This window comes from Streptomyces sp. NPDC060064, assembly GCF_042736455.1.
Classification (GTDB): domain Bacteria; phylum Actinomycetota; class Actinomycetes; order Streptomycetales; family Streptomycetaceae; genus Streptomyces.
On sequence record NZ_JBHWWF010000012.1, the window covers coordinates 77,319 to 99,319 of the forward strand.

The window sequence follows — 22,001 nt, forward strand, 5'->3', positions numbered from 1 at the left end:
ATCCGCTCGTACGAACGCCATCCGTCCAGGGGGGACCCTTTATGTCCGACCACCAGTCACAGCCGTCACAGCAGCCAGTGCTGCAACTCCAGCAACTGACCCGCGTCCACGGCAGCGGCGCCACCGAGGTGCATGCCCTGCGCGGCATCAACCTCGATGTCTTTCCCGGCGAACTCGTCGCCGTCATGGGCCCGTCGGGCTCCGGCAAGTCCACGCTGCTCACCATCGCGGGCGGCCTCGACGCGCCCACCTCGGGACGGGTGATCGTCGAGAACACCGACATCACCACCGCCGACCGCAAGACGCTCGCCGCCCTGCGCCGCCGCAGCATCGGCTACGTCTTCCAGGACTACAACCTCATCCCGGCCCTCACCGCCGCCGAGAATGTCGCCCTGCCGCGCGAACTCGACGGGATCTCCGCACGCAAGGCCCGTACCGAGGCCGTCGCCGCCCTGGAGGAGATGGACCTCGGCCATCTCGCCGACCGCTTCCCGGACGAGATGTCGGGCGGTCAGCAGCAGCGGGTGGCCATCGCTCGCGCCCTGGTCGGCGAGCGGCGTCTTGTCCTCGCCGACGAGCCGACCGGCGCACTGGACTCCGAGACCGGCGAGTCCGTTCTCGCCCTGCTGCGCTCGCGCTGCGACGGTGGCGCGGCCGGCATTCTCGTCACCCACGAACCGCGCTTCGCGGCCTGGGCGGACCGCGTGGTCTTCCTGCGCGACGGCGCCGTAGTCGACCAGACCATCCGCAGCCAGGCCGACTCGCTGCTCTCCGGCCAGGCGGCAGAACTGTGATGACCTGGTATCACTCCTGGCGGGCCGCGATCCGTATCGCCCGCCGCGACGCCTGGCGCTCCAAGGGCCGCAGCTTCCTCGTCCTGGCGATGATCGCCCTTCCCATCCTCGGCGTGAGCGCCGCGGATCTGACTCTGCGCAGCGCCGAGCTCTCCACCGAGCAGAGCCTTGAGCGTTCGCTGGGGGCGGCCGACGCACGGCTGACAGATCCAGGCATGGGCGGTCTGGCCATCATGCAGACACCGGACGCCAACAGCTCCACGCCGGTGGGGAACTTCGACAACAAGCCGTGGCCCGAGGGCAAGACCGATATCACCAAGGCACTGCCTGCCGGCGCCAAGTCCCTGACGGACTCGCAGGGTTCGGGCAAGCTGCGCACCACGCACGGTCTGCTGAACACCGAGATCCGCGAGTTGAAGTCCTCCGACCCGATGGCCAAGGCATCATGGTCGTCGACCACGGCCGGCTCCCGCAGAAGGCCGACGAGGTCGCCGCGACCACGCACTTCCTGGAGTCCAGCGGTCTGAAGGTGGGCTCCACGCTCACAGCGCGCGGGCTCGACCGCGAGTACAAGATCGTCGGTGCATACGAACTCCCTGACGCGCTGGAGACCGACCAGGTCAACGCGCTGCCCGGCGCGCTGCTCACCCCGCTCGACAAGGCTCTCGAAAAGGCCGGGCTGCCCGGTACCGAAGCGAGCACTACGCAGCTGGTGCGCATCTCCGGTGGTTTCACGTGGAACATGGTCAAGCAGGCCAACGCCAAGGGCGTGACGGTCAATTCACGCGCCGTCGCTCTCGACCCGCCGGCCAGGTCCGAGATCCCGATCTACCAGCAAGAAGGCTGGGGCAACTACGAGGAGAGCACGGCCGCCAAGGCCGCGGCCCTCGCGGCCGTCGGCACCGTCGTCGGCCTCGCGATGCTGGAGATCTGTCTGCTGGCAGGGCCCGCCTTCGCGGTCGGCGCCCGGCGCTCGCGCCGCCAGCTCGGTCTGGTCGGCGCCAACGGCGGTGACCGGCGCCATATCCGTGCCATCGTCCTCGCCGGCGGTCTGGTGATCGGTTTCGCCGCGGCCGTCGTCGGCACCATCCTCGGTCTGCTCCTCACCTTCGCGCTGCAGCCACTGCTCGAGGACTACCTGGGCAAGCGCTTCGGCAGCTTCGACGTACGGCCGCTGGAGCTGCTCGGCATCGGGCTGCTCGCCGTGTTCACGGGCCTGATGGCCGCGATCGTCCCGGCCGTCACCTCCTCCCGGCAGAGCGTGCTCGCCTCGCTCACCGGCCGTCGCGGTGTACGCAAGAGCAGCCGGGTGCTCCCGGTGATCGGGCTGATCGCGGTCGGCCTGGGCGCTGCGATCGCGCTCTACGGGTCGACGATGACCGACGAGTCCATCGTCGTCGCGGGCGGCAGCGCCATCGCCGAACTGGGCGTGGTCGCGCTGACCCCCGCCCTGGTGGGCCTGTTCGGCCGGACCGGACGCATCCTTCCGCTCTCGCCGCGCCTGGCGCTGCGTGACGCGGTACGCAACCGGGGCCGTACGGCTCCCGCCGTGGCCGCGGTGCTGGCCGCCGTCGCGGGCACGGTGGCCGTGGCGACCTACGCCGCGAGCAGCGACGCCGAGGGCAGGGCCCAGTACGTCGCGCGCCTGCCCCACGGGGTGGTCTCCGTGATGCTCGACGAGGCCGGCGGGCGGGACGTGCCTGCGGTGCGCGCCACCGTGCAGAAGATGCTGCCGATCGACGTACGGGCCGATGTGGACCGTATCTCCGTCGGGAAGTCCAACTGCTCGATGTACGGCGGTGCAGAGGGCTGCGGCCGCTATGAGGTCGTCGTGCCCAAGGCCAACCAGTGCCCGCTGTGGATGACCGACCCGGCCAAGCCGAACGAGGACCCTTCGACGAAGTTCAGCAAGGCCGAACGCCGCAAGCTCAGCCAGGACTGGCGCTGCAAGGAGAACTCGGGCGGGGGCTCCATCTACGCCGACAGCGGTGTGCTGGTCGGCGACGCGAAGCTGCTGAAGGTGCTCGGAATCGAGGACGCGGCGGCCGGGAAGGCACTGGCTGCCGGACAGATCCTCTCGTTCGACAAGCGCAACCTCGACACCAAGGGAAAGATCAGCATCCGTCTGATCACCGACACCAAGAAGGCCGACGCGGCCGCGGAGAAGGGCAAGGAGGCACCCGGCGAGATCAAGACGTTCACCGCGCACCAGGTCGCCGGTGAGCCCACCTCGTACGGTGTCTCGATGATCGTGCCGACTGCCGCGGCCAAGGCCTCCGGTATGACCACCGTCCCGCTCGGCGCGTACTACTCCACCGACAAGATGCCGAGCAGTGAGCAGCGCCAGCGGCTGGACGGAGAGCTCGACAAGACCGGCTCCGACATCAACCTGTATGTCGAGGAGGGCTACACCAGCGAGAACAGCATCATCCTGCTGGCGCTGACCGTCTTCGCCGGACTGATCACCATCGGTGCGGCCGGTATCGCCACGGGCCTCGCCCAAGCGGATGCCGAGGCCGATCTGAAGACGCTCGCCGCGGTCGGCGCGCCGCCGCGGGTCCGCAGGACGCTCAGCGGGTTCCAGTGCGGTGTGGTGGCTGCGATGGGTGTGCTGCTGGGCTCGGCGGCGGGCGTGCTCCCGGCGGTCGGGCTGCGGCTCACCGAGAAGCGCCAGCAGATGAAGTTCTACGAGCAGGCGCTGGACCAGGGCTTCGGCTCGTTCAATTCGACGCCGTATGTACCGATCATCGTGCCCTGGGCGACCCTGGCCGCGCTGCTCATCGCCGTTCCGCTGGGCGCCGCGCTCCTGGCGGCAGTGGTCACCCGCTCCCGCGGGGCGCTGTCCCGCCGCGAGGCGACCTGACCGGTACAACCTGGGGTTTTGTGCCCCCGTACGAGGGTGGATCACCCTCGTACGGGGGCACACCGTGTGGTGAGGCAACGATGCGAGAGAATGGCAGCATGGAGATGCCGAGGAATGAACGGTCGCAGGAGAGCCCCCACGTCCTCGTTGTGGGACAGGACGGGATGGCACTCGGCGGCGGTGACGGTGACGACGAGTCGCGCGAGGTCCCGGTGACAGAGATGGTCGAACAGCCTGCGAAGGTCATGCGCATCGGAAGCATGATCAAGCAGCTGCTGGAGGAAGTCAGGGCAGCACCTCTGGACGAGGCGAGCCGGGTCCGGCTCAAGGAGATCCACGCCAGCTCGGTGAAGGAGCTGGAGGACGGCCTGGCACCGGAGCTTGTTGAGGAACTCGAGCGCCTCAGCCTCCCCTTCACCGACGAGGCGATCCCCTCCGAGGCCGAACTGCGCATTGCACAGGCCCAGTTGGTGGGCTGGCTTGAGGGTCTCTTCCACGGAATCCAGACGGCGCTGTTCGCGCAGCAGATGGCGGCCCGCGCCCAACTCGAGCAGATGCGCCGCGCCCTCCCGCCCGGCGCCTCCCACGAGGCCGACGAGGAGGGTCCCCACGGCGCAATCCGCTCGGGGCCGTATTTGTAGGGTCGCCCAGCCTGACGGGGTCTGAGGCTGCTGTTGCACGACGCTCAGGGGTGTGGGGGGTGCTTCGTTACCCCCCACACCCAAGGGCGAGTCGGGTCAGCCCGCCGTAGGCGCCACCAGCAGCACCTTGCCGACATTCGCGCCCGACTCCAGCACCCGATGCGCCTCCGCCGCGTCCGGCAGCGGAACCATGCGGTCCACCACCGGATGGACCAGGCCCCCCTCGATCAGCGGCCACACATGCTCCCGTACAGCCGCCATGATCGACGCCTTCTCACCGAGCGGGCGGCCCCGCAGCATCGTCGCCGCGATGGCGGCCCTCTTGCCGAGCAGCATCGCCAGGTTCAGCTCGCCCTTGACGCCACCCTGCAGGCCGATCACGGCAAGGCGGCCGTTGACCGCCAGCGCCTTCACATTCCGGTCCAGATACTTCGCGCCGACGATGTCGAGGATGACGTCCGCGCCCGCCCCGTCCGTCGCCTTCCGCAGCTCCTCCACGAAGTCCTGCTCGCGGTAGTCGATCAGGATGTCCGCGCCCAGCTCCGCACAGCGCGCCAGCTTCTCGGGCCCGCCCGCGGTGACCGCCACCCGCGCGCCCACCGCCTTGGCGAGCTGGATCGCCATCGTGCCGATACCGCTCGCACCACCATGGACCAGCAACGTCTCACCCGGCCGCAAGTGCGCGATCATGAACACGTTCGACCACACCGTGGCCGTCACTTCGGGCAGCGCCGCGGCCGTGACAAGATCCAGCCCCTCCGGCACCGGCAGCAGCTGACCCGCCGGCACGGCGACCTTCTCCGCATAACCGCCGCCTGCCAGCAACGCACACACCTCGTCGCCCACGGCCCACCCCGAGACACCCGGCCCGAGCGCCGAGATCCGGCCCGAGCACTCGAGGCCGGGGTACGGGGACGAGTCGGGCGGCGGGTCGTAGAAGCCCTGCCGCTGCAGCAGATCGGCTCGATTGACGGCGCTCGCAACGACCTCGACGAGGACTTCTCCCTCGCCGGGTACGGGATCGGGCACCTCGGCCCACACAAGCGCCTCGGGACCGCCAGGTTCGGGAATCGTGATCGCATGCATGGCCGCGAGGCTACTCCGGAGTGGGCCTACTCAGGCGGGTTGAGGGGCTGGACCTTCGACGCACGCACGATCGTGATCAGGCGATCCGTCAGCTGCAGCGGACTCGCCGCCGGGTCGTCGTAGCCGATCAGCCGGTGCCCGCGCAGCACGCTCACCACCAGATCGTCGGCCTCCCGCACACTGCGGCCCACCTCGGCCTTTATCACCGGCCGTTCGATGAGGTCGAGGCCGCTGCCCTGCTGGATCAGGTCCTCCATCACCGTGCCCGCGCTGGGGCTGAGCACGGACAGGCCCAGCAGCCGACCGGCCGCGCTCGCGCTGGTGATCACCGCATCCGCGCCGGACTGGCGCAGCAACGGCGCGTTCTCCTCCTCGCGGACCGCGGCGACGATCTTCGCGCCCCGGTTGAGTTGGCGCGCAGTCAGCGCGACCAGAACCGCAGTGTCGTCGCGCTGTGTCGCGATGACGATCTGCCCGGCCTTCTGAACCTCGGCGCGGATCAGCACATCGCTGCGGGTCGCGTCGCCGATCACCCCCACAAGGCCCTCGGCATTGGCGGCCTCGATCACCTTGGCGCTGGGGTCGACGACGATGATCTGGGACTTCTTCAGGCCTGTCGCGGTCAGCGTCTGAATCGCGGACCGCCCCTTGGTGCCGAAGCCGACGATGACCGTGTGCTCACGCAAGCGAAGCCTCCAGCGGTGTTCCGAAAGTAGCCTAAGAGCATGCCCGATGATCTCGTGAAGCGGGCACATTGAGGCGATCTTGGAGGCCAGAACTGAGCCGGTCTCGTACGGCTTTCCTTCGAGCCCGACGATGGCCCCGGTACGGATGGGGACGACGGTACCGACACCACACAGGCCAAGGTGCGGAGCGCCCTTGCGGGTGACGCAGGCTGCGAAGGCCTGCTGGGGCGGTCCGGGCCTCACTCGGCAGGGGGCCGTTACCGGCGGCGATCCTGTCGACTGTCTGTCGACGTCACCCGGGTGCCGTGCGTGGCTGGTGCGGCGGGCGGGGACAGCCGACGCTGGACGGGAAAGTGCCGTCGAGTCGGGAGAAGCCATGGAACGCCAGGTCAACCGATGCACTGCTGCTTGGGTGGCCGTCATGCTCAGCTGGGCCGGACTGACCGGCTGTTCGTCGAACGAGTCTCCAAGCTCCCCCGCGTCGGCGGCGGCCTCTGCCGCGAGGTCGAAGGCGTCCGCCCTTGCCACCGCGGCCAGAACTGCGGCAGCGTCGGCGGCGACCTCTGCGGTCGCTTCCGCCGAGGCGGCTGCGTCGTCTGCGCTGGCAAAGGTGAAGGGCGGATTGAACGCCAAGGCGGACGTCACCCTCGGCAGCATCGCGACCGGCTCCAACGGCCGGGCGGAGGTCCCGGTGAACGTCGCCAACCACGACTCGAAGCCGAGGCGCTACACCATCGTGGTCAATTACAAGGACCAGTCAGGAAACCTGGTCGATGTGGTCGTCCTCGAGGTCCCCCAGGTCGCCGCGGGCGGCACGGCCCACGCCACCGCCCAAAGTAACCGGGACCTGAACAGCACGGTGACCGCCGAGGTCCGCAACGCATTGCGGTACTGATGCCACACCCCGCAGCCATGGTCGAGCCGGAGCGTGAGTACGGCACCCGAGGCGCCGGCCGCACCGTCGACGATATTCCCGAAGACCCTGTCGTGCGGGATTCACAGCCCATCGCTTTCGCCGCGGGCCGACCGGACGTGGGGCGTGCGCCTGGCGCGGGCTGCTTCACCGCATGCGTGCTCGGCGGTCAACTTGCCATGCAGTGACGAGCCCAGATCAAGCCTCCCGCTGCACACCATTCGCCGGTTCGGTACGGGAGCATGGTCGGCATGCTGAATGAGCGGATCACTGCGCGCGAGGGCCGGTCATGAAGGACGAGACGCAGTCGACCAAGACGAGAAGAGTCTCGGTTCTCCAGTCCCTCTGGTCCGGCACCCGGTCGGGGGACCGCGTCGACGCCGACGCTGCCCGCACCGTCGTCATGCCGGTTCTGAGCGTGGTGCCTCCACTTCAGCAAGTCCTTCGACGCCTCACCATGGCCCTGGGTGTACTGCTGGCGACCGTGGCCATCGTCTACGTCGATCGCGACGGCTACCACGACAATGCCAACAACTCGGTCGATCTCCTCGACGCCTTTTACTACGCGACGGTCACCCTCTCCACCACCGGATACGGCGACATCGTTCCGCACAGCGACAGCGCACGCCTGACCAACATCCTGCTCATCACCCCGTTGCGTGTGCTCTTCCTGATCATCTTGGTGGGCACCACACTCGAAGTGCTCACCGAACGAACGCGGCAGCAGGCTCGTGTTCACCGTTGGAAGGGCCGCACCCAGGACCACGTGGTCGTCGTCGGCTACGGCACCAAGGGCCGTCATGCCATCGCAACGCTGCTGGGCCAGGGAACCCCCAAAGGCAAGATCGTCATCATCGACCCTCAGCGGAAGGCGGTGGACGCCGCCAGCAGTGACGGCTTCGTGGCCATCCATGGGGACGCGACCCGCTCCGAAACACTGCTGCAAGCAGAGTTGCCGCGCGCCGCACAAGTGATCATCGCTCCCCAGCGGGACGACACCGCCACATTGGTCACGCTCACCGCGAGACAGCTCAACAGGCGAGCCGCCATCGTCACGGCTGTCCGGGAAGACGAGAACGTACCGCTGATCAAACAGAGTGGTGCGGATGCCGTGGTAACCAGCTCCAGTTCGGCCGGACGGCTGCTCGGGCTCTCCACTGGCAAGCCCTACGTGGGCACGGTGCTGGAGGAGCTGATGACCTATGGCACCGGACTTGATTTGTCAGAGCGGCCGGTGACCAACGAAGAGACGGGCCGATCACCCCGCGAGTGCAAGGACCTCGTTGTCGCTGTCGTGCGCAGGAACGAGATTCTGGGCTACGACCACCCAGACGCCGCGACGCTCCGGCCCGGCGATCGGCTGATCACGGTGACCCGTACCCAGTAGAACCGCTGACCAGGCGTTTCTTGTGTTTCACCCGGCTGGTGACCAGGTGCTCGTCGGTATCGCGGGCAATGGCGTCTCGACCGGGAAGTTTCACGTGAAACACCCATCCTGGGCGTTCGATGGCGCCCAGGGCAGATCGAGGACCTCCAGCTCGTCACCGGCACGCGCGCCGCCCGGCGGCACGACGACAAGACCATCGGCGGCGGCGATACCGCGCAGCATGGCCGGTCCGTTGTAGTGCAGCGGGACCAGCTGGTCGGCGCGGTGGACGAAGGGCACAAGGCGGGTGTCGTACGGGTGCCCGTGCACCTCGTCACGTACGGGGGCGCGATACGGGGCAGGGGCGGGCCGGGCCGCGAGCGCACGCAACAGCGGCTCGGCGAGGGTGAGGAGTCCGGAGACGGCAGCGAGTGGATTGCCGGGCAGGCCCACCAGATATCTGTCCCGGGATCCGTCCGGCCGGTGCGGGTCGGGGGCGAGCCGGGCCAGCAGCATCGGATGGCCTGGGCGTACGGCGACTCCGTCGACCAGCAGCTCCGCACCCGCCTTCCGCAGCACCGGGTGGACATGGTCGACCGGACCCGCAGCCGTGCCACCGGTGGTCAGGAGGAGGTCGGCATCGGAGGTGGTGACGGCCTCATGGAGGGCTTCGGCGTCGTCACCGAGGCGGCGCGTGGCGATGACCTCGACACCGAGAGCGCGCAGCCAGGGACCGATCATTGGCCCCAGGGCATCGCGGATCAGGCCATCGTGGGGGAGTCCGGCGGTGAGGAGCTCATCGCCGAGGACAAGGACCTCGACGCGGGGCCGGGGGACCGTGAGCAGCTCGTCGTAGCCGGCGGCCGCGGCGAGGCCGAGCACCGCCGGGGTCACCAGGGATGCGGCAGGCAGCAGTTGGTCGCCGGAGCGACACTCCTGTCCACGCGGCCGGATGTCCTGACCGGGGACCACCTCGCGCTCGGCGTACAGCTGGCCCTTGTCCGTGTCGGTACGGGAGTGCTCGGTGCGGATTACCGCAGTGGCCTCGGGCGGAATACGGGCGCCGGTGGCGATCCGTACGGCCGCTCCGTCGGGGAGCGGCGGGGCGTCGGCGTGCCCGGCGAGGATCGAGCCGTCGCCCTGAACGGTCCATGGACCGGGCCCCGCGACGACCCAGCCGTCCATTGCGGAGGTGTCGAAGGGGGGCAGATCGCAGAGCGCGGTGAGCGGCTCGGCGAGAACCCGGCCGAGGGCCTGATCGAGAGGCACGCGCTGGGTACGCGGCGGAGCGGCCCGTCCGAGGCGGGCGGCGAGACCGCGGGCGTCGGGCCAGGGGGCGGCACGGTGCCGGGTCGTGCCGGGGGCGGGCACCGACTTCTGCCGGGTCCGGCGGCCGACGAGCGCGAGGGCTTCCTCGACGCCGTCCGCATCGGGCTCGTCCACGGTTCCGTCAGCGGCGTCGACCTCGTGGTCCTGACCGGTCATCCGGCGTCGGCCTCGTCGTTCTTGGGGGGCTTGTCGGGCTTCCCTCCGGAGGCGGCCGGACCGGCCGCGGTACCAGGGGTGGCCTGATCGGCCTCGCCGGCCCAGCGCGCGGCCAGCGCGGCGGCCTTGCGGGCGGCCTGGGCGACCGCCTCCGGGCCGCCGCCCGCCCTGGCGGCTGCGTAGCCCACCAGGAAGGTGGTGAGCGGTGCGGCGGGACGCGCGACGCCATGCGCGGCGTCCCGGGCGAGGTCGAGCAGGACGCCGGTGTCGACGTCGAGTTCGATGCCGAGTTCGTCCTTGACTGCGGTGATCCATTCGTCCAGCACGTTCCCATGCTCCCTGATACGGGCCCGGGCTGCGGAGATGTCCTCCCAGGTGTCGCAGTCAAAGGAGGCGAGCGGCTCCGCGGCGATCCGGGCGAGGTCCAATTCCTGCGTCAGCAGACGCAATGGCAGCCCGGCCAGACTCCCGTGCTCGGTGGCGAGGAGCGCGAGTTCACGGCGCAGCGGTTCGGTGCGGTACGCCGCGACGAGAGGCTGGTCACGGCCGCCGGGATCGGTGAGCAGGGCCGCCTCCCGCCCGCTCGTGTCGAGGACGTCGATCAACTGCCGTACCGTCCGCTCCCCCAGGAACGGCAGATCGGCGGAGAGCACCAGGACGGCCGGTGCCCCGATCTGCCGCACGCCGGCGTCCAGCGCGGCGAGCGGCCCACCGCCCGGGGGCTCCTCGCGCGCCCAGACCACGGGGCGCGCGGTGACCCGGCGTCCCCCGACGACAACGGTGCGCCCCGCGTCGCGGCACACCCCGAGCACACGGTCGAGCAGGGCCCGCCCACCCACGCTCACCGCAGGCTTGTCGGCCCCGCCCAGCCGCTTCGCGGCACCTCCGGCGAGCACGATGGCGTCATACGCGGTCATCCCTGAAGTATGGGCCGCGATCGCTTGGGCGGGGAGCCCCGTTTGGATCTCTCTTGGTATGTGGACGGGGTGGACCGTCCGGTGGATCTACAGGCTGCGCAGCAGCACCGCCGGATGCTCCACGCAGTCGGCCACATACCGCAGGAAACCGCCTGCCGTGCCGCCGTCGCAGACCCGGTGGTCGAAGGTCAGCGACAGCTGGACGACCTGGCGGACAGCCAGCTCGCCCTGGTGCACCCATGGCTTCGGCACGATCCGGCCGACGCCGAGCATGGCCGCCTCCGGGTGATTGATGATCGGCGTGGAGCCGTCGACGCCGAAGACCCCGTAGTTGTTCAGCGTGAACGTCCCGCCGGTCAGATCCGCCGGAGTCAGCGTCCCGTCCCTGGCAGCATCCGTCAGACGCCCGAACTCCGCGGTCAGCGACTCGGCCGAGCGGCTGTGCGCATCCCGTACGACGGGGACGACCAGGCCTCGCTCGGTCTGCGCCGCGAACCCGAGGTGCACCTCGGGCAGGCGCACAATCTCCCTGGCCTCCATGTCCACTGTGGAGTTGAGCTCCGGGTGGCGGGCGAGCGCGGCGGTACAGATCCGGGCGAGCAGCGCCAGAAGCGAGATCTTCGGACCGCCCGCGGCGTTCATCGAGGCCCGCGCGGCCATCAGCTCGGTCGCGTCAGCGTCGACCCAGCAGGTGGCGTCCGGTATCTCGCGCCGGCTGCGGGACAGCTTGTCGGCCACGACTCCGCGGATGCCACGCAGCGGTACACGCTCACCGCGCGTTCCGGAGGCGGCCGCGGTGGCGGCCACGGCGGGCTCCGGCGCGGCAGTCGTATCGGCGGCCCGCATGGCGTGCTCGACATCGGCACGCAGGATCAGACCGTCCGGCCCCGACCCGGTCAACCGGCGCAGATCGAGACCGTGTTCACGGGCGAGCCTGCGGACGAGCGGCGAGATGACGGGCACGGGCCCGCCCTGCGTCACGTCCCCAACGGGCACCGGAGCCTCGACGGGCGCCTCAACAGGCGCCTGAACAGGCGCCGGAGCCGAGGCGGCCGCCGGAGCTGTGACAGGCGCGGCGGCAGTCGGCGCGGCAGGCCGGATACGGCGCCTGCGCGCAGCCGGCGCCCCCGTCCCATAGCCGACCAGCACATTGCCGGACGATTCGCCGGCGGATCCCGAGGAGTCGGACGAGCCCGAAGCTCCCGCGGATCCGTTCGATTCCATCGCACCGACCGCGACTGTCAGCAGGGGCGCCCCGACCGGCAGTTCCGTGCCCTCCTCGCCGAAGCGCGCGGTCACCACACCCCCGTACGGGCACGGCACCTCCACCATCGCCTTGGCCGTCTCGACCTCGACGACCGGCTGGTCGATCGCGACGACATCGCCCACGGCCACCAGCCAGCGGACGATCTCCGCCTCGGTCAGCCCCTCCCCGAGGTCGGGGAGCTTGAATTCGAGCACCTGGGCCATCAGCTCCCCGCCTCCCACTGCAGCCGCGCCACCGCGTCCAGCACTCGGTCCACTCCCGGCAGATGATGCCGTTCGAGCATCGGCGGCGGATACGGAATGTCGAACCCCGCGACCCGCAGCACCGGCGCCTCCAGATGGTGGAAGCAGCGCTCCGTCACCCGCGCGGCGATCTCCCCTCCGGGACCGCCGAAGCCGGTGGCCTCGTGGACGACGACCGCCCGGCCCGTGCGCCGCACGGACGCGCAGACAGTCTCGTCGTCGAAGGGCACCAGCGAGCGCAGATCGACGACTTCCAGGTCCCAGCCCTCGGCCGCGGCGGCCTCCGCCGCCTCCATGCAGACCGGCACGGACGGCCCGTACGTGATGAGCGTGGCGCTGCGCCCGGGACGCCGGACGACGGCCCGGCCTATCGGTTCGACCATGGACGGCGCTTCCGGCGACCACTGCGCCTTCGACCAGTACAGCCGCTTCGGCTCCAGGAAGACCACCGGGTCGTCGGAGGCGATCGCGGCCCGCAGCAGCCCGTACGCGTCGTCGACCGTAGACGGCGTGACGACATGGAGCCCCGGAGTCGCCATGTAGTACGCCTCGGACGAGTCGCTGTGGTGCTCGACGCCGCCGATTCCGCCGCCGTACGGCACGCGCACGGTGATCGGCAGCGGCATCCCGCCCCGGGTGCGGTTCCGCATCCGCGCCACATGGCTGATCAGCTGCTCGAACGCCGGATAGGCGAAGGCGTCGAACTGCATCTCGACGACCGGCCGCAGCCCGTACATCGCCATGCCGACAGCGGTGCCAAGGATGCCCGCCTCCGCGAGCGGGGTGTCGGTACAGCGGTCCTCGCCGAACTCTTTGGCGAGCCCGTCCGTGACCCGGAAGACCCCGCCGAGCGTGCCGACGTCCTCCCCCAGCACATGAACGGTCGGGTCCTCGGCCATCGCGTCGCGCATCGCGCGCTGCAGGGCCTGAGCCATGGAAGCGGGCTTCACCGCGGCCGTGGTCATCGCGCCTCTCCCTCCGCGTCCAGCTCGGCCCGCAGCTGTGCCGACTGCTCCCGCAGCTGGCTCGTCTGCTCGGCGTAGACATGCTCGAAAAGGTCCATCGGGTCGAGCACCGGGTCTGCGTTCATCCGCTCGCGCAGATCCGCGGCCATCGTCTCGGCCGCCTCGGCAGCCGCCCGTATGCCGTCCTCGTCGAGCAGCCCTCGCTCCGTCAACTCCCGCTCCAGCAGCCGGATCGGATCGTGCGCACGCCAGGTCTCGACCTCGCTCTCGCCCCGGTAGCGGGTCGCGTCGTCGGCGTTCGTATGGGCGTCGATGCGGTACGTCACGGCCTCGATCAGCGTCGGACCGCCACCGCGCCTGGCCCGCGCCACGGCCTCACCGAGCACCTCGTGCACCGCGGCCGCGTCGTTGCCGTCGACGAGCCGGCCGGGCATTCCGTACCCCACGGCCTTGTGGGCCAGCGAAGGGGCCGCGGTCTGCTTGGCCAGCGGGACCGAGATGGCGAAGCCGTTGTTCTGGACGAGGAAGACGACGGGGGCCCGCCATACGGCGGCGAAGTTCAGCGCCTCGTGGAAGTCGCCCTCGCTGGTGCCGCCGTCGCCGACCATGGCGAGCGCGACGACGTCGTCGCCCTTGAGCCGGGCGGCGTGCGCCAGGCCCACGGCGTGCGGCAGCTGCGTGGCGAGGGGCGTGCACAGGGGCGCTATGCGGTGCTCACGCGGGTCGTATCCGGTGTGCCAGTCGCCGCGCAGCAGCGTCAGCGCCTGTACGGGGTCGAGGCCGCGCGCCACGGCCGCGAGGGTGTCGCGGTAGCTGGGGAAGAGCCAGTCCCGCTCCTCCAGCGCCAGCGCAGCCGCCACCTCGCACGCCTCCTGCCCGGTGCTCGACGGGTAGACGGCCAGTCGGCCCTGCTTCGTCAGGGCGGTCGCCTGGACGTTGTACCTGCGGCCGCGCACCAGCTGCGCGTACAGCCGCAGCAGCAGCTCGGGGTCGGCACCGGCTGCGGCGTCCGTGCCGAGCACGCGGTACGGCTCCGGGTCCGGGAGCAGTGGTGCGGGGTCGGTCCGGGGCTTCCACGCCGGGGGCGGGGTGGGCCGGTAGGCGTCAGCGGCACCGGGCAGCTCTTGGACCGTCATGCTGCTCTTTCTCAACGCGAGCACCTCCTCGTGGGAGCGACGACGAAAGCAATGACGAAAGCAATGACGAAGTGGCGCGAGTGTGTCGCGCCTCACCTACCGATTGTTCGGTCGTGGACGCATTTTGGCTACAGGCGCCTTCAGCCTGTGGACAAACGGTTCTCCACAGCCTGAGATGGAGACAGGTCGTCCATGCCAGGGAGGCGGGGGGATATGGCAGCTGAACAAATGGCCGAGGGTGGTGACCGCGCGGAGCAGACCCCTCCAGCGCGACCGCTCGACGCCATCGACCGAGACATCCTGCGCATCCTGCAATCGGACGGTCGCGCCTCGATCCGCTCCGTGGCTGAACGGGTCCATGTCTCCCGCGCGAATGCCTACGCCCGTATCAACAGGCTCATCGACGACGGTGTGATCCGCGGCTTCAGCGCCCGCGTCAACCATGAACGGGCAGGTCAGGGTGCCTCCGCCTACATCACGCTCAAGATCGTGCAGAACTCCTGGCGCACGGTGCGCGAGCAGTTGCAGGCGCTGCCCGGCGCCACCCATATCGCGCTGGTCAGCGGAGACTTCGACGTACTCCTGTTGGTGCACACCCCGGACAACCGCACGCTGCGCGAGCTCGTCCTGACCAGGCTCCAGTCCATCCCGGAAGTGCTGTCCACGCGCACGCTGCTGGTCTTCGAGGAGACGGATCTCGATCCGGGCCCCGGGCGGATCGCGGAGCCGCCCCCGGACGCCGAGCCGCTCCTGTAGGCCCGGCTGGGGATCGGTCGGTTCAGTGGGCCCGGTCGGCTCAATGAGCCGTGGCTCCAGTCGGCCCAGTCGGCCCCGCGCCGGCCCAGTCGGCTCTAGGAGCCCGTCCGCAGCCCGTCGAAGGCCAGTCGTACGACCGCCTCGGCGACCTGATCGCCGTCATAGCCGCCACCCGCATGCGGCCGGTACCACTCCACCAGGGAGTTCACCATGCCGAAGAGCAGCCGGGTCGCCAGCCGGATGTCCATGTCCGCGCGGAGATCACCGTCCGCCGCGGCAGCCTTGAGCAGATCGGCAACCCGCTGGTCGAACTCGCGGCGCCGCTCCATCGCCCACCGCTCGGTCTTTGTGTTGCCCCGTACGCGCAGCAGCAGCGTCACATAGGGCAGCTCGGCCATCAGCACCTCCACGGTGCGCCGGGTCACATACTCGACCCGCTCGATGGCCCGTCCCCGTACGGCGCCCGGCTCGTCAAGGATCGCGAAGAGCGAGTCGAGCGCCCGGCTGACCGCACGGCGCAGCAGCTCCTCCTTGCCCGCGACATGGTGGTAGATCGAGGACTTGGAGATGCCGGCCGCCTTGGAGAGGTGCTCCATGGACGTGCCGTCGTACCCGCGCTCGTTGAAGATCCGGACGGCGACGGTCAGCAGCGTCTCGGGGGTGTACGTATCGCGCTTGGCGGTGGTCATGAGGCGTCCTCCTGTGAGGTCTCGTACGACCACTGATGGAGCGCGAGGGACCGGGCGTAGCGTCCGGTCGGCACGCTCTCATGAAGGTTGCCGAGCAGTTCCCACGCCCAGTCACGTCCGAGTCTTTCGTTCCATTCGACCGGCCCCAGGGGGTAGTTGACCCCGAGGCGCATCGCCGTGTCGATGTCCTCCCTGGTCGCGACCCCCTTGGCGACCGCGTCCAGCGCCAGGTCGCCGAGCATCGCGACGGTACGGGCGACGATCATGCCCGGTATGTCACCGATGACGCTGACCTGCTTGCCGAGCGCCTGGAAGAGGCCGGTCGCCTGTTTGAGCGTTTGCTCCTCGACACTGTCGGCGGCGGACAGGGCGATCCGGGTCGCGGACCGGTAGTCGAGTGCCAGATCGAAGTAGACGACATCGCGGAATTCGGCGGACGTCTGGCCGTCGGCGAGGACCAGCTGGCCTCCGCCGGGCAGGACCAGCCGCGTTCCCTTGTCGTCGTCCTCGTGCCGCACCGTGATGCCCGCTTCCCTGATCATGGCGATCAGCTCCCCGGCGGGTCCCAGATCACCCTCGACCACGACGGACTCGGGGGCGTCCGCCGGCTCCGCGGTGTGCGGCGCGGGCTTCGTCGCCTCTTGCGCGTGCGAGAACCAGCCGTGGCCAGACTTCCGGCCCAGGCGGCGCGACTCGACAAGACGGCGCTGCGCGAGGGAAGGGAGGAACTTGGGGCTGTGGAAGAAGGACTCCCAGACGGAACGTGTGACGGCCTCGTTGACGTCCTGGCCGATCAGATCGGTGAGCTCGAAGGGGCCCATTCTGAAGCCGCCGGACTCTCTGAGCACCGCGTCGATGGTGGCCGGATCGGCGCCCTGCTCCTCGTACACCGCGAAGGCTTCCGCGTAGAAGGGGCGGGCGACGCGGTTCACGATGAAACCGGGGGTGTCGGCACAGCGCACCGGAGTCTTGCCCCAGGCCGCTGCCGTCGCCCACGCGCGCGTGGCCGCCCCCTCCGCGGTCGCATGGCCGCTGACGACCTCGACGAGGGGGAGCAGGGGCGCCGGATTGAAGAAGTGCAGTCCGACGAAGCGGCCGGGGCGCTCCAGAGCGCCCGCGACGGCCGTGACGGAGAGCGAGGAGGTGTTGGTGGCGAGCAGGCAGTCGTCAGCGACGATCTTCTCCAGCGCCGCGAACAGCTCCTGCTTGACCGCGAGCTGCTCGAGGACCGCCTCGACGACGAGCGCCGCGTCGGCGAGCTCGGCAAGATCGGCGGCCGGCTGCAGCCGCCCGCGGGCGGCGTCGCGCTCGATGGCGTCCATCCGGCCCTTCTCGACCAGTCGGTCGAGGCGCGCACCGATGGCTTCCGCGGCCTGGCCCGCCCGTCCGGGAACGGCGTCGTAGAGACGTACGGGATGGCCGGCGACAAGGGCGACCTGGGCAATGCCCTGCCCCATGGTGCCGGTGCCGACGACGGCGACGGTACGGCTCTTGTCGATGGCGTCGATGGGCTCGATGGCGGTCATGGGAGTGATCCTCCCCGATGAGTTGTCCACAGGTTTGACAGGCCCCCTTGTACCGACCGATCGTTCGGTTACTCTAACTCTGTCAATCCTTCCCTGCCCAGCTCGACGAGGAGTTGGTCCTTCATGCAGCTGACCGAGACCCACCGGCCCACGCTCGACCAGGCCCTCGAAGCGATCCGCACCCGCGCGTACTGGTCCCCGCATCCCGAGCACCCCAAGGCGTACGGCGACAGCGCGCCGGCCGACGGGCTCGCGGCCTTCGAGGCCCTTCGCGGCTCCCGCTTCGAGCTGGACCAGCCGGGCACGGACGACTGGACGGGCGGCGAAGTCTCGCCGTACGGACCGAAGTTGGGCATCGAGTATCCGCACCCGGACCTGGATGTACTGCTGCCCGCGATGCGCGCGGGCATGGGCGCCTGGCGCGAGGCCGGCCCCGAGACGCGGGCTGTGGTCTGCGTGGAGATCCTGTCCCGCATCAGCGCCCGCACCCATGAATTCGCGCACGCGGTGATGCACACCAGCGGCCAGGCCTTCATGATGGCCTTCCAGGCGGGCGGCCCGCACGCCCAGGACCGCGGCCTCGAGGCCGTCGCCTACGCCTACGCGGAGCAGACCCGCACGCCGGCCGCCGCCGAGTGGTCCAAGCCGCAGGGCAAGCGCGACCCCCTGGAGCTGCGGAAGACCTTCACCACCGCGGGGCGCGGCATCTCCCTGCTGATCGGCTGCAACACCTTCCCGACGTGGAACGGCTATCCGGGGCTGTTCGCCTCCCTGGCCACCGGCAACCCTGTCCTGGTCAAGCCGCACCCCCGCGCCGTGCTGCCGCTCGCGCTCACGGTGCGCGTGGCCCGCGAGGTGCTCTCCGAAGCGGGGTTCGATCCGAACCTGGTCTGCCTGGCCGCCGAGCGTCCGGGCGAGGGGATCGCCAAGACCCTCGCGGTACGCCCCGAGATCAAGATCATCGACTACACGGGGTCGACCGGGTTCGGCGACTGGCTGGAGGCCAATGCCCGCCAGGCGCAGGTCTACACCGAGAAGGCCGGCGTCAACACCGTCGTCATCGACTCCACCGACAACTACAAGGGGATGCTCTCCAACCTGGCCTTCTCGCTGTCGCTGTACAGCGGCCAGATGTGCACCACCCCGCAGAACCTCCTCATCCCGAGGGACGGCATCACGACGGACGTCGGACCCAAGTCGTACGACGAGGTGGTCGCCGATATCGCGGCCTCGGTGGGCGGCCTGCTCGGCGACGACGCCCGGGCGAACGCCCTGCTGGGTGCGCTGGTCAACCCTGATGTGAAGGGGCGCCTGGAGGCGGCCTCCGGACTGGGCGAAGTGGCTCTGCCCTCACGGAAGATCACCAACCCCGACTTCCCGGATGCCGTCGTCCGTACGCCGGTCGTGGTCAAGCTCGACGGCGCCAAGCCGGACGCCGAATCGGTGTATCTGTCGGAGTGCTTCGGCCCGGTGTCGTTCGCGGTCGCCGTGGACTCGACGGCGGACGCGCTGGAGCTGATGCGGCGCACGGTCCGCGACAAGGGCGCGATGACGGTCGGCGCGTACACCACCTCGGAGGAGACGGAGCGCGCGATCGAGGACATCTGCCTGGAGGAGTCGGCTCAGCTCTCGCTGAATCTGACGGGCGGGGTGTACGTCAACCAGACCGCGGCGTTCTCCGACTTCCACGGCTCGGGCGGCAACCCGGCGGCGAACGCGGCACTGTGTGACGGAGCTTTCGTCTCGAACCGATTCCGTGTGGTGGAGGTCCGCCGCCAGGCGTGACGGCGAGCGTGACGGCAGGACAGGCGGTGACCCGGTAGGACGGGTACGGGGCACCGCCTCGCCTCCGCTCACACATGCCCCTACGGTGACGGGATCTCCGCGTACCGCTGCACCCACGCATGCATCGCGATCGCCGCCGCCGCGCCCGCGTTGATCGAGCGGGTCGAGCCGAACTGAGCGATCGAGCACACCATCGCCGCGTGCTTGCGCGCCTCCTCCGTCAGCCCGGGCCCCTCCTGTCCGAAGAGCAGCACACACCGCCGTGGCAGCTCGGTCCGCTCCAGCGGCACCGACCCCGGCAGATTGTCGATCCCGATGATCGGCAGACCCTTGGCCGCCGCCCAGGCGGTCAGCGACTCGGTGTCCGGGTGGTGCCGCACATGCTGGTACCGGTCGGTGACCATGGCCCCGCGCCGGTTCCAGCGTCGCCGGCCGACGATGTGGATCTCCCTCGCCAGGAAGGCGTTGGCGGTACGCACCACAGAACCGATGTTGAAGTCGTGACCCCAGTTCTCCACGGCCACATGGAAGTCGTGCCGCCGTGTGTCCAGGTCGGCGACGATTGCCTCGCGCGTCCAGTACCGGTACTCGTCGACAACGTTGCGCCGGTCGCCCTCGGCCAGTAGCTCGGGGTCATACCGCGCGTCCTGCGGCCACGGCCTCGGGTGCGGCCCGACGCCGACCTCGTCGGGGACGCTCTGCTTGCCCGGGAAGAAGGCGGCCTCGTCGTACTGAATCGGTTCTTCGGTGGTACTCACCCAACGAGCGTACGGGGCTGCTCCTGGCTTCCCTGCCGCTGCCGCGGCGTCACGTCCACCCGAGAGAACAGCCGGTCCCGCCCCCGCACGGCCCGGCCGCCGAGCCAGACCAGGAAGGCGGTCGGCAGGAAGACCGCGTCGGCGGCGATCATCGCGAGCGAGAAGAACGGCAGTCCGAGCAGCACGGCGATCGCGGCGTGCTCCATCATCATGGCCGCCAGCAGGATGTTCTTGACGCGCCGGTTGAAGAGCGTGAAGGGGAAGGCGACCTGCACGATGACCGTGCCGTACGTCAGCACCATCACCATCACGCCGCTCGAGGCCAGAAGGTCGGACAGGGCCGGCCACGGCGTGAAGTAGTCGAGCTTGAGCGGGTAGTAGAGCGCGGTGCCGTCCTGCCAGCGCGAGCCCTGGATCTTGTACCAGCCGGCCGTCGCATAGATCAGACAGACCTCGGCCATGATCACGACGAGCGCGGCGTTGTGCGCGAGGTTGGCGAGAACGTCCAGCAGGGTTCGCGGCTCGCCGGACGGGGCGTACCGGCTCACCATCCACCAGAGCCCCTGCACCACCCACAGTCCCCAGAGAAGCAGCAGTACCAAGGAGCCGGTCTGGTTCAGGAAGGTGGCGATGACCAGGCCGAATCCCAGCACCACCCAGAGCGCGGGGCCGAACCGGTCGCGGGGCGGCAGGCCCGGGACTGCCGCCGCTGCTGCCCGGGCGGCTCGGCGTGCGTCCAGGGACCAGACCTGTCCGCAGCGCGTCAGAACAAGATAGATCGCCATCAGATGGATGACGTTGTCGCCGCCGTCGCCCATGAAGATGGAACGGTTCTGCAGTGACAGTACGCCGATCATGAAGAGCACGGACATGGTGCGGGTACGCCAGCCGAGCATCAGCAGCACGCTGGACAGCACAGCGACGCCGTACACGATCTCGAACCAGAGAGTGTTGTCCGACCACATGAGCGCGGTGAAGGCTTCATTGCCCGCGATGAGCTGCCGCGACATCTCCCAGCTCCACGGACCGTTGGGCCCGTACATCTCATGGCGGTTGGGCAGCTCGCGCAGGAGGAAGAGCAGCCAGCCGGCGGCGAAGCCGATCCGTATGGTCGCGCTCTGGTACGGACCGAGGGCGGTGGAGGTGACGCGCTGGACGGTGCGAGCGAGCCGGCCGTCGACGGTTTTGTTCACGCGCCCGCCTCCGTACGACCGTTACGGACTCCCCCGGGGAGATCAGCGGCAGTCACCGTCCACCAGGGCAGGACCCGGTGGACGGGGCGGGTGTCTATCTTCTCGTCGCTCCACTCCGGGGCCTTGACCGAGCGGGTCGAGGACCTGAGCTGGATCCGCTCGACGGGGCCGCCCAGATCGTGCGCATCCAGTCGCTGCATCACGATGCGGCGGACATAGCTCTCGGAGAGCTGGCCGCGCAGACCGTTGGGGCGGTTCTCGCTGTCGTGCGCATTGACGTAGAAGTCCCAGGCCCGGCGCAGCTCGTTCTGCTGGACATGGCTGGGGAGGATGTTGCCGCGGATCGCCTCGCCGTCCTCGTCGGTGAGGTCGATCCAGTCGCTGCTCCTGCGGCTGCCGTCGGAAACGGTGAACTCGGCCCTGACCTGCACGGCGACGTTCTGCTGGAGCGGATTGGGGGCGAAGAGCTTCCAGTTCTGCTCGAACTCGGGATAGACCCAGCCGTCGACCGCCTCGCCGTACTGCTTGGTCACGGTGTTGGAAGGGGCGACGTGCAGAAACACCATGGCCAGGTGGACGCAGGCGAGGGCGCCGATGATCGCGAGCGAGACGGCGGCGGCCACCTGGTAGGGGAGGGAGAGCGCCGCCATGCCACTCGTGTGGGCGCTCTCGGGCTCGGACTCGAACTGGGGCTGGGACTCGTACCGGGGCTGCGGCCCAGGCTCGGGGTCGGACTCCGGCTCGGGGTCGGAGTCCGGCTCGGGGTCGGACTCCGGCTCGGTCAGGGATTCGGGCTGGTCAGCGGGCTCGGGAGCGTCTCCGGGCGGCGGCCCGGAGCTCAGGCTCCTGGCGCGTTCGACGTCCTCGTCCTCGTAGGAGTCCATCCCGCCCCGATCCCCATCGGTCCACCTCAGTTATCCACAGGGTTGACAC

The 22,001-nt window shown here is 69.7% G+C and carries 18 protein-coding genes and 2 pseudogenes; 8 read left to right on the plus strand and 12 right to left on the minus strand.

Annotated elements, in window-relative coordinates; all coding sequences use genetic code 11:
• Positions 1-41: 41 nt before the first annotated feature.
• The 3 genes and pseudogenes from ACFWDI_RS16475 to ACFWDI_RS16485 all read left to right on the plus strand — a co-directional run bounded on the left by ACFWDI_RS16475 (position 42) and on the right by ACFWDI_RS16485 (position 4,298).
• On the plus strand, positions 42-794 hold the full coding sequence (locus ACFWDI_RS16475; protein ID WP_385304558.1) for an ABC transporter ATP-binding protein: 753 nt from the start codon (positions 42-44) through the stop codon (positions 792-794).
• Positions 791-3,657: pseudogene (locus ACFWDI_RS16480) on the plus strand (FtsX-like permease family protein). The gene ACFWDI_RS16475 and the pseudogene ACFWDI_RS16480 overlap by 4 nt, the downstream one beginning before the upstream one ends.
• A gap of 98 nt (positions 3,658-3,755) precedes the next feature.
• The gene (locus ACFWDI_RS16485) at positions 3,756-4,298 is read left to right on the plus strand and encodes a bacterial proteasome activator family protein (protein WP_327324866.1); all 543 of its coding nucleotides are present in this window, start codon (positions 3,756-3,758) and stop codon (positions 4,296-4,298) included.
• A 96-nt stretch (positions 4,299-4,394) separates the two neighbouring features.
• Here ACFWDI_RS16485 and ACFWDI_RS16490 read toward each other — a convergent pair whose 3' ends face one another.
• Together ACFWDI_RS16490 and ACFWDI_RS16495 are read right to left on the minus strand one after the other, a co-directional pair.
• Positions 4,395-5,384, minus strand: a complete 990-nt coding sequence (locus ACFWDI_RS16490) for an NAD(P)H-quinone oxidoreductase (RefSeq protein ID WP_385304561.1) — start codon at positions 5,382-5,384, stop codon at positions 4,395-4,397.
• A gap of 26 nt (positions 5,385-5,410) precedes the next feature.
• Positions 5,411-6,088 (minus strand): annotated as a pseudogene (locus ACFWDI_RS16495) (potassium channel family protein); the annotation flags it as partial.
• A 592-nt stretch (positions 6,089-6,680) separates the two neighbouring features.
• Between ACFWDI_RS16495 and ACFWDI_RS16500 the strand changes: the two are divergent.
• The 3 genes from ACFWDI_RS16500 (at position 6,681) to ACFWDI_RS16510 (ending at position 8,370) form a co-directional block, all read left to right on the plus strand.
• A complete protein-coding gene (locus ACFWDI_RS16500; RefSeq protein WP_385304726.1) occupies positions 6,681-6,965 on the plus strand; it encodes a hypothetical protein in 285 nt (94 codons plus the stop codon).
• A complete protein-coding gene (locus ACFWDI_RS16505; protein WP_385304563.1) occupies positions 6,965-7,171 on the plus strand; it encodes a hypothetical protein in 207 nt (68 codons plus the stop codon). Before ACFWDI_RS16500 ends, ACFWDI_RS16505 begins: the two co-directional genes overlap by 1 nt.
• A gap of 215 nt (positions 7,172-7,386) precedes the next feature.
• Positions 7,387-8,370 (plus strand): potassium channel family protein, encoded by a 984-nt coding sequence (locus ACFWDI_RS16510; RefSeq protein WP_385304711.1) that lies wholly within the window; start codon positions 7,387-7,389, stop codon positions 8,368-8,370.
• 90 nt (positions 8,371-8,460) lie between these two features.
• Here ACFWDI_RS16510 and ACFWDI_RS16515 read toward each other — a convergent pair whose 3' ends face one another.
• From ACFWDI_RS16515 to pdhA, 5 genes are all read right to left on the minus strand, one after another.
• On the minus strand, positions 8,461-9,834 hold the full coding sequence (locus ACFWDI_RS16515; RefSeq protein ID WP_385304564.1) for a molybdopterin molybdotransferase MoeA: 1,374 nt from the start codon (positions 9,832-9,834) through the stop codon (positions 8,461-8,463).
• Positions 9,831-10,751, minus strand: a complete 921-nt coding sequence (locus ACFWDI_RS16520; protein WP_385304566.1) for an NTP transferase domain-containing protein — start codon at positions 10,749-10,751, stop codon at positions 9,831-9,833. Before ACFWDI_RS16520 ends, ACFWDI_RS16515 begins: the two co-directional genes overlap by 4 nt.
• A gap of 87 nt (positions 10,752-10,838) precedes the next feature.
• A complete protein-coding gene (locus ACFWDI_RS16525; protein ID WP_385304567.1) occupies positions 10,839-12,221 on the minus strand; it encodes a dihydrolipoamide acetyltransferase family protein in 1,383 nt (460 codons plus the stop codon).
• Complete coding sequence (locus ACFWDI_RS16530; RefSeq protein ID WP_385304568.1) at positions 12,221-13,225, minus strand: alpha-ketoacid dehydrogenase subunit beta; 1,005 nt, start codon at positions 13,223-13,225, stop codon at positions 12,221-12,223. Before ACFWDI_RS16530 ends, ACFWDI_RS16525 begins: the two co-directional genes overlap by 1 nt.
• A complete protein-coding gene (gene pdhA, locus ACFWDI_RS16535; protein ID WP_327324857.1) occupies positions 13,222-14,361 on the minus strand; it encodes a pyruvate dehydrogenase (acetyl-transferring) E1 component subunit alpha in 1,140 nt (379 codons plus the stop codon). The genes ACFWDI_RS16530 and pdhA overlap by 4 nt, the downstream gene beginning before the upstream one ends.
• Before the next feature lie 228 nt (positions 14,362-14,589).
• On the opposite strand from pdhA, the gene ACFWDI_RS16540 reads away from it, so the two are divergent.
• A complete protein-coding gene (locus tag ACFWDI_RS16540; protein ID WP_385304714.1) occupies positions 14,590-15,117 on the plus strand; it encodes an Lrp/AsnC family transcriptional regulator in 528 nt (175 codons plus the stop codon).
• A gap of 95 nt (positions 15,118-15,212) precedes the next feature.
• On the opposite strand, the gene ACFWDI_RS16545 is transcribed toward ACFWDI_RS16540, so the two are convergent.
• On the minus strand, positions 15,213-15,806 hold the full coding sequence (locus ACFWDI_RS16545; protein ID WP_327324856.1) for a TetR/AcrR family transcriptional regulator: 594 nt from the start codon (positions 15,804-15,806) through the stop codon (positions 15,213-15,215).
• A complete protein-coding gene (locus ACFWDI_RS16550) occupies positions 15,803-17,314 on the minus strand; it encodes a 3-hydroxyacyl-CoA dehydrogenase (RefSeq protein ID WP_385304717.1) in 1,512 nt (503 codons plus the stop codon). The genes ACFWDI_RS16545 and ACFWDI_RS16550 overlap by 4 nt, the downstream gene beginning before the upstream one ends.
• Positions 17,315-17,455: 141 nt before the next feature.
• Between ACFWDI_RS16550 and paaN the strand changes: the two genes are divergently transcribed.
• Positions 17,456-19,117: a phenylacetic acid degradation protein PaaN gene (gene paaN / locus ACFWDI_RS16555; protein ID WP_385304570.1), complete on the plus strand. Its 1,662-nt coding sequence runs from the start codon at positions 17,456-17,458 to the stop codon at positions 19,115-19,117.
• Positions 19,118-19,197: 80 nt separating this feature from the next.
• On the opposite strand, the gene ACFWDI_RS16560 is transcribed toward paaN, so the two are convergent.
• From ACFWDI_RS16560 to ACFWDI_RS16570, 3 genes are read right to left on the minus strand one after another with little or no spacing between them, the layout of a single operon-like run.
• Entirely contained in the window at positions 19,198-19,875 is a 678-nt protein-coding gene (locus ACFWDI_RS16560; RefSeq protein WP_385304571.1) for a TrmH family RNA methyltransferase, read from the minus strand.
• Positions 19,872-21,068: an HTTM domain-containing protein gene (locus tag ACFWDI_RS16565; protein WP_385304573.1), complete on the minus strand. Its 1,197-nt coding sequence runs from the start codon at positions 21,066-21,068 to the stop codon at positions 19,872-19,874. Before ACFWDI_RS16565 ends, ACFWDI_RS16560 begins: the two co-directional genes overlap by 4 nt.
• The gene (locus tag ACFWDI_RS16570) at positions 21,065-21,952 is read right to left on the minus strand and encodes a DUF5819 family protein (RefSeq protein ID WP_385304574.1); all 888 of its coding nucleotides are present in this window, start codon (positions 21,950-21,952) and stop codon (positions 21,065-21,067) included. The genes ACFWDI_RS16565 and ACFWDI_RS16570 overlap by 4 nt, the downstream gene beginning before the upstream one ends.
• Between the last annotated feature and the right edge of the window lie 49 nt (positions 21,953-22,001).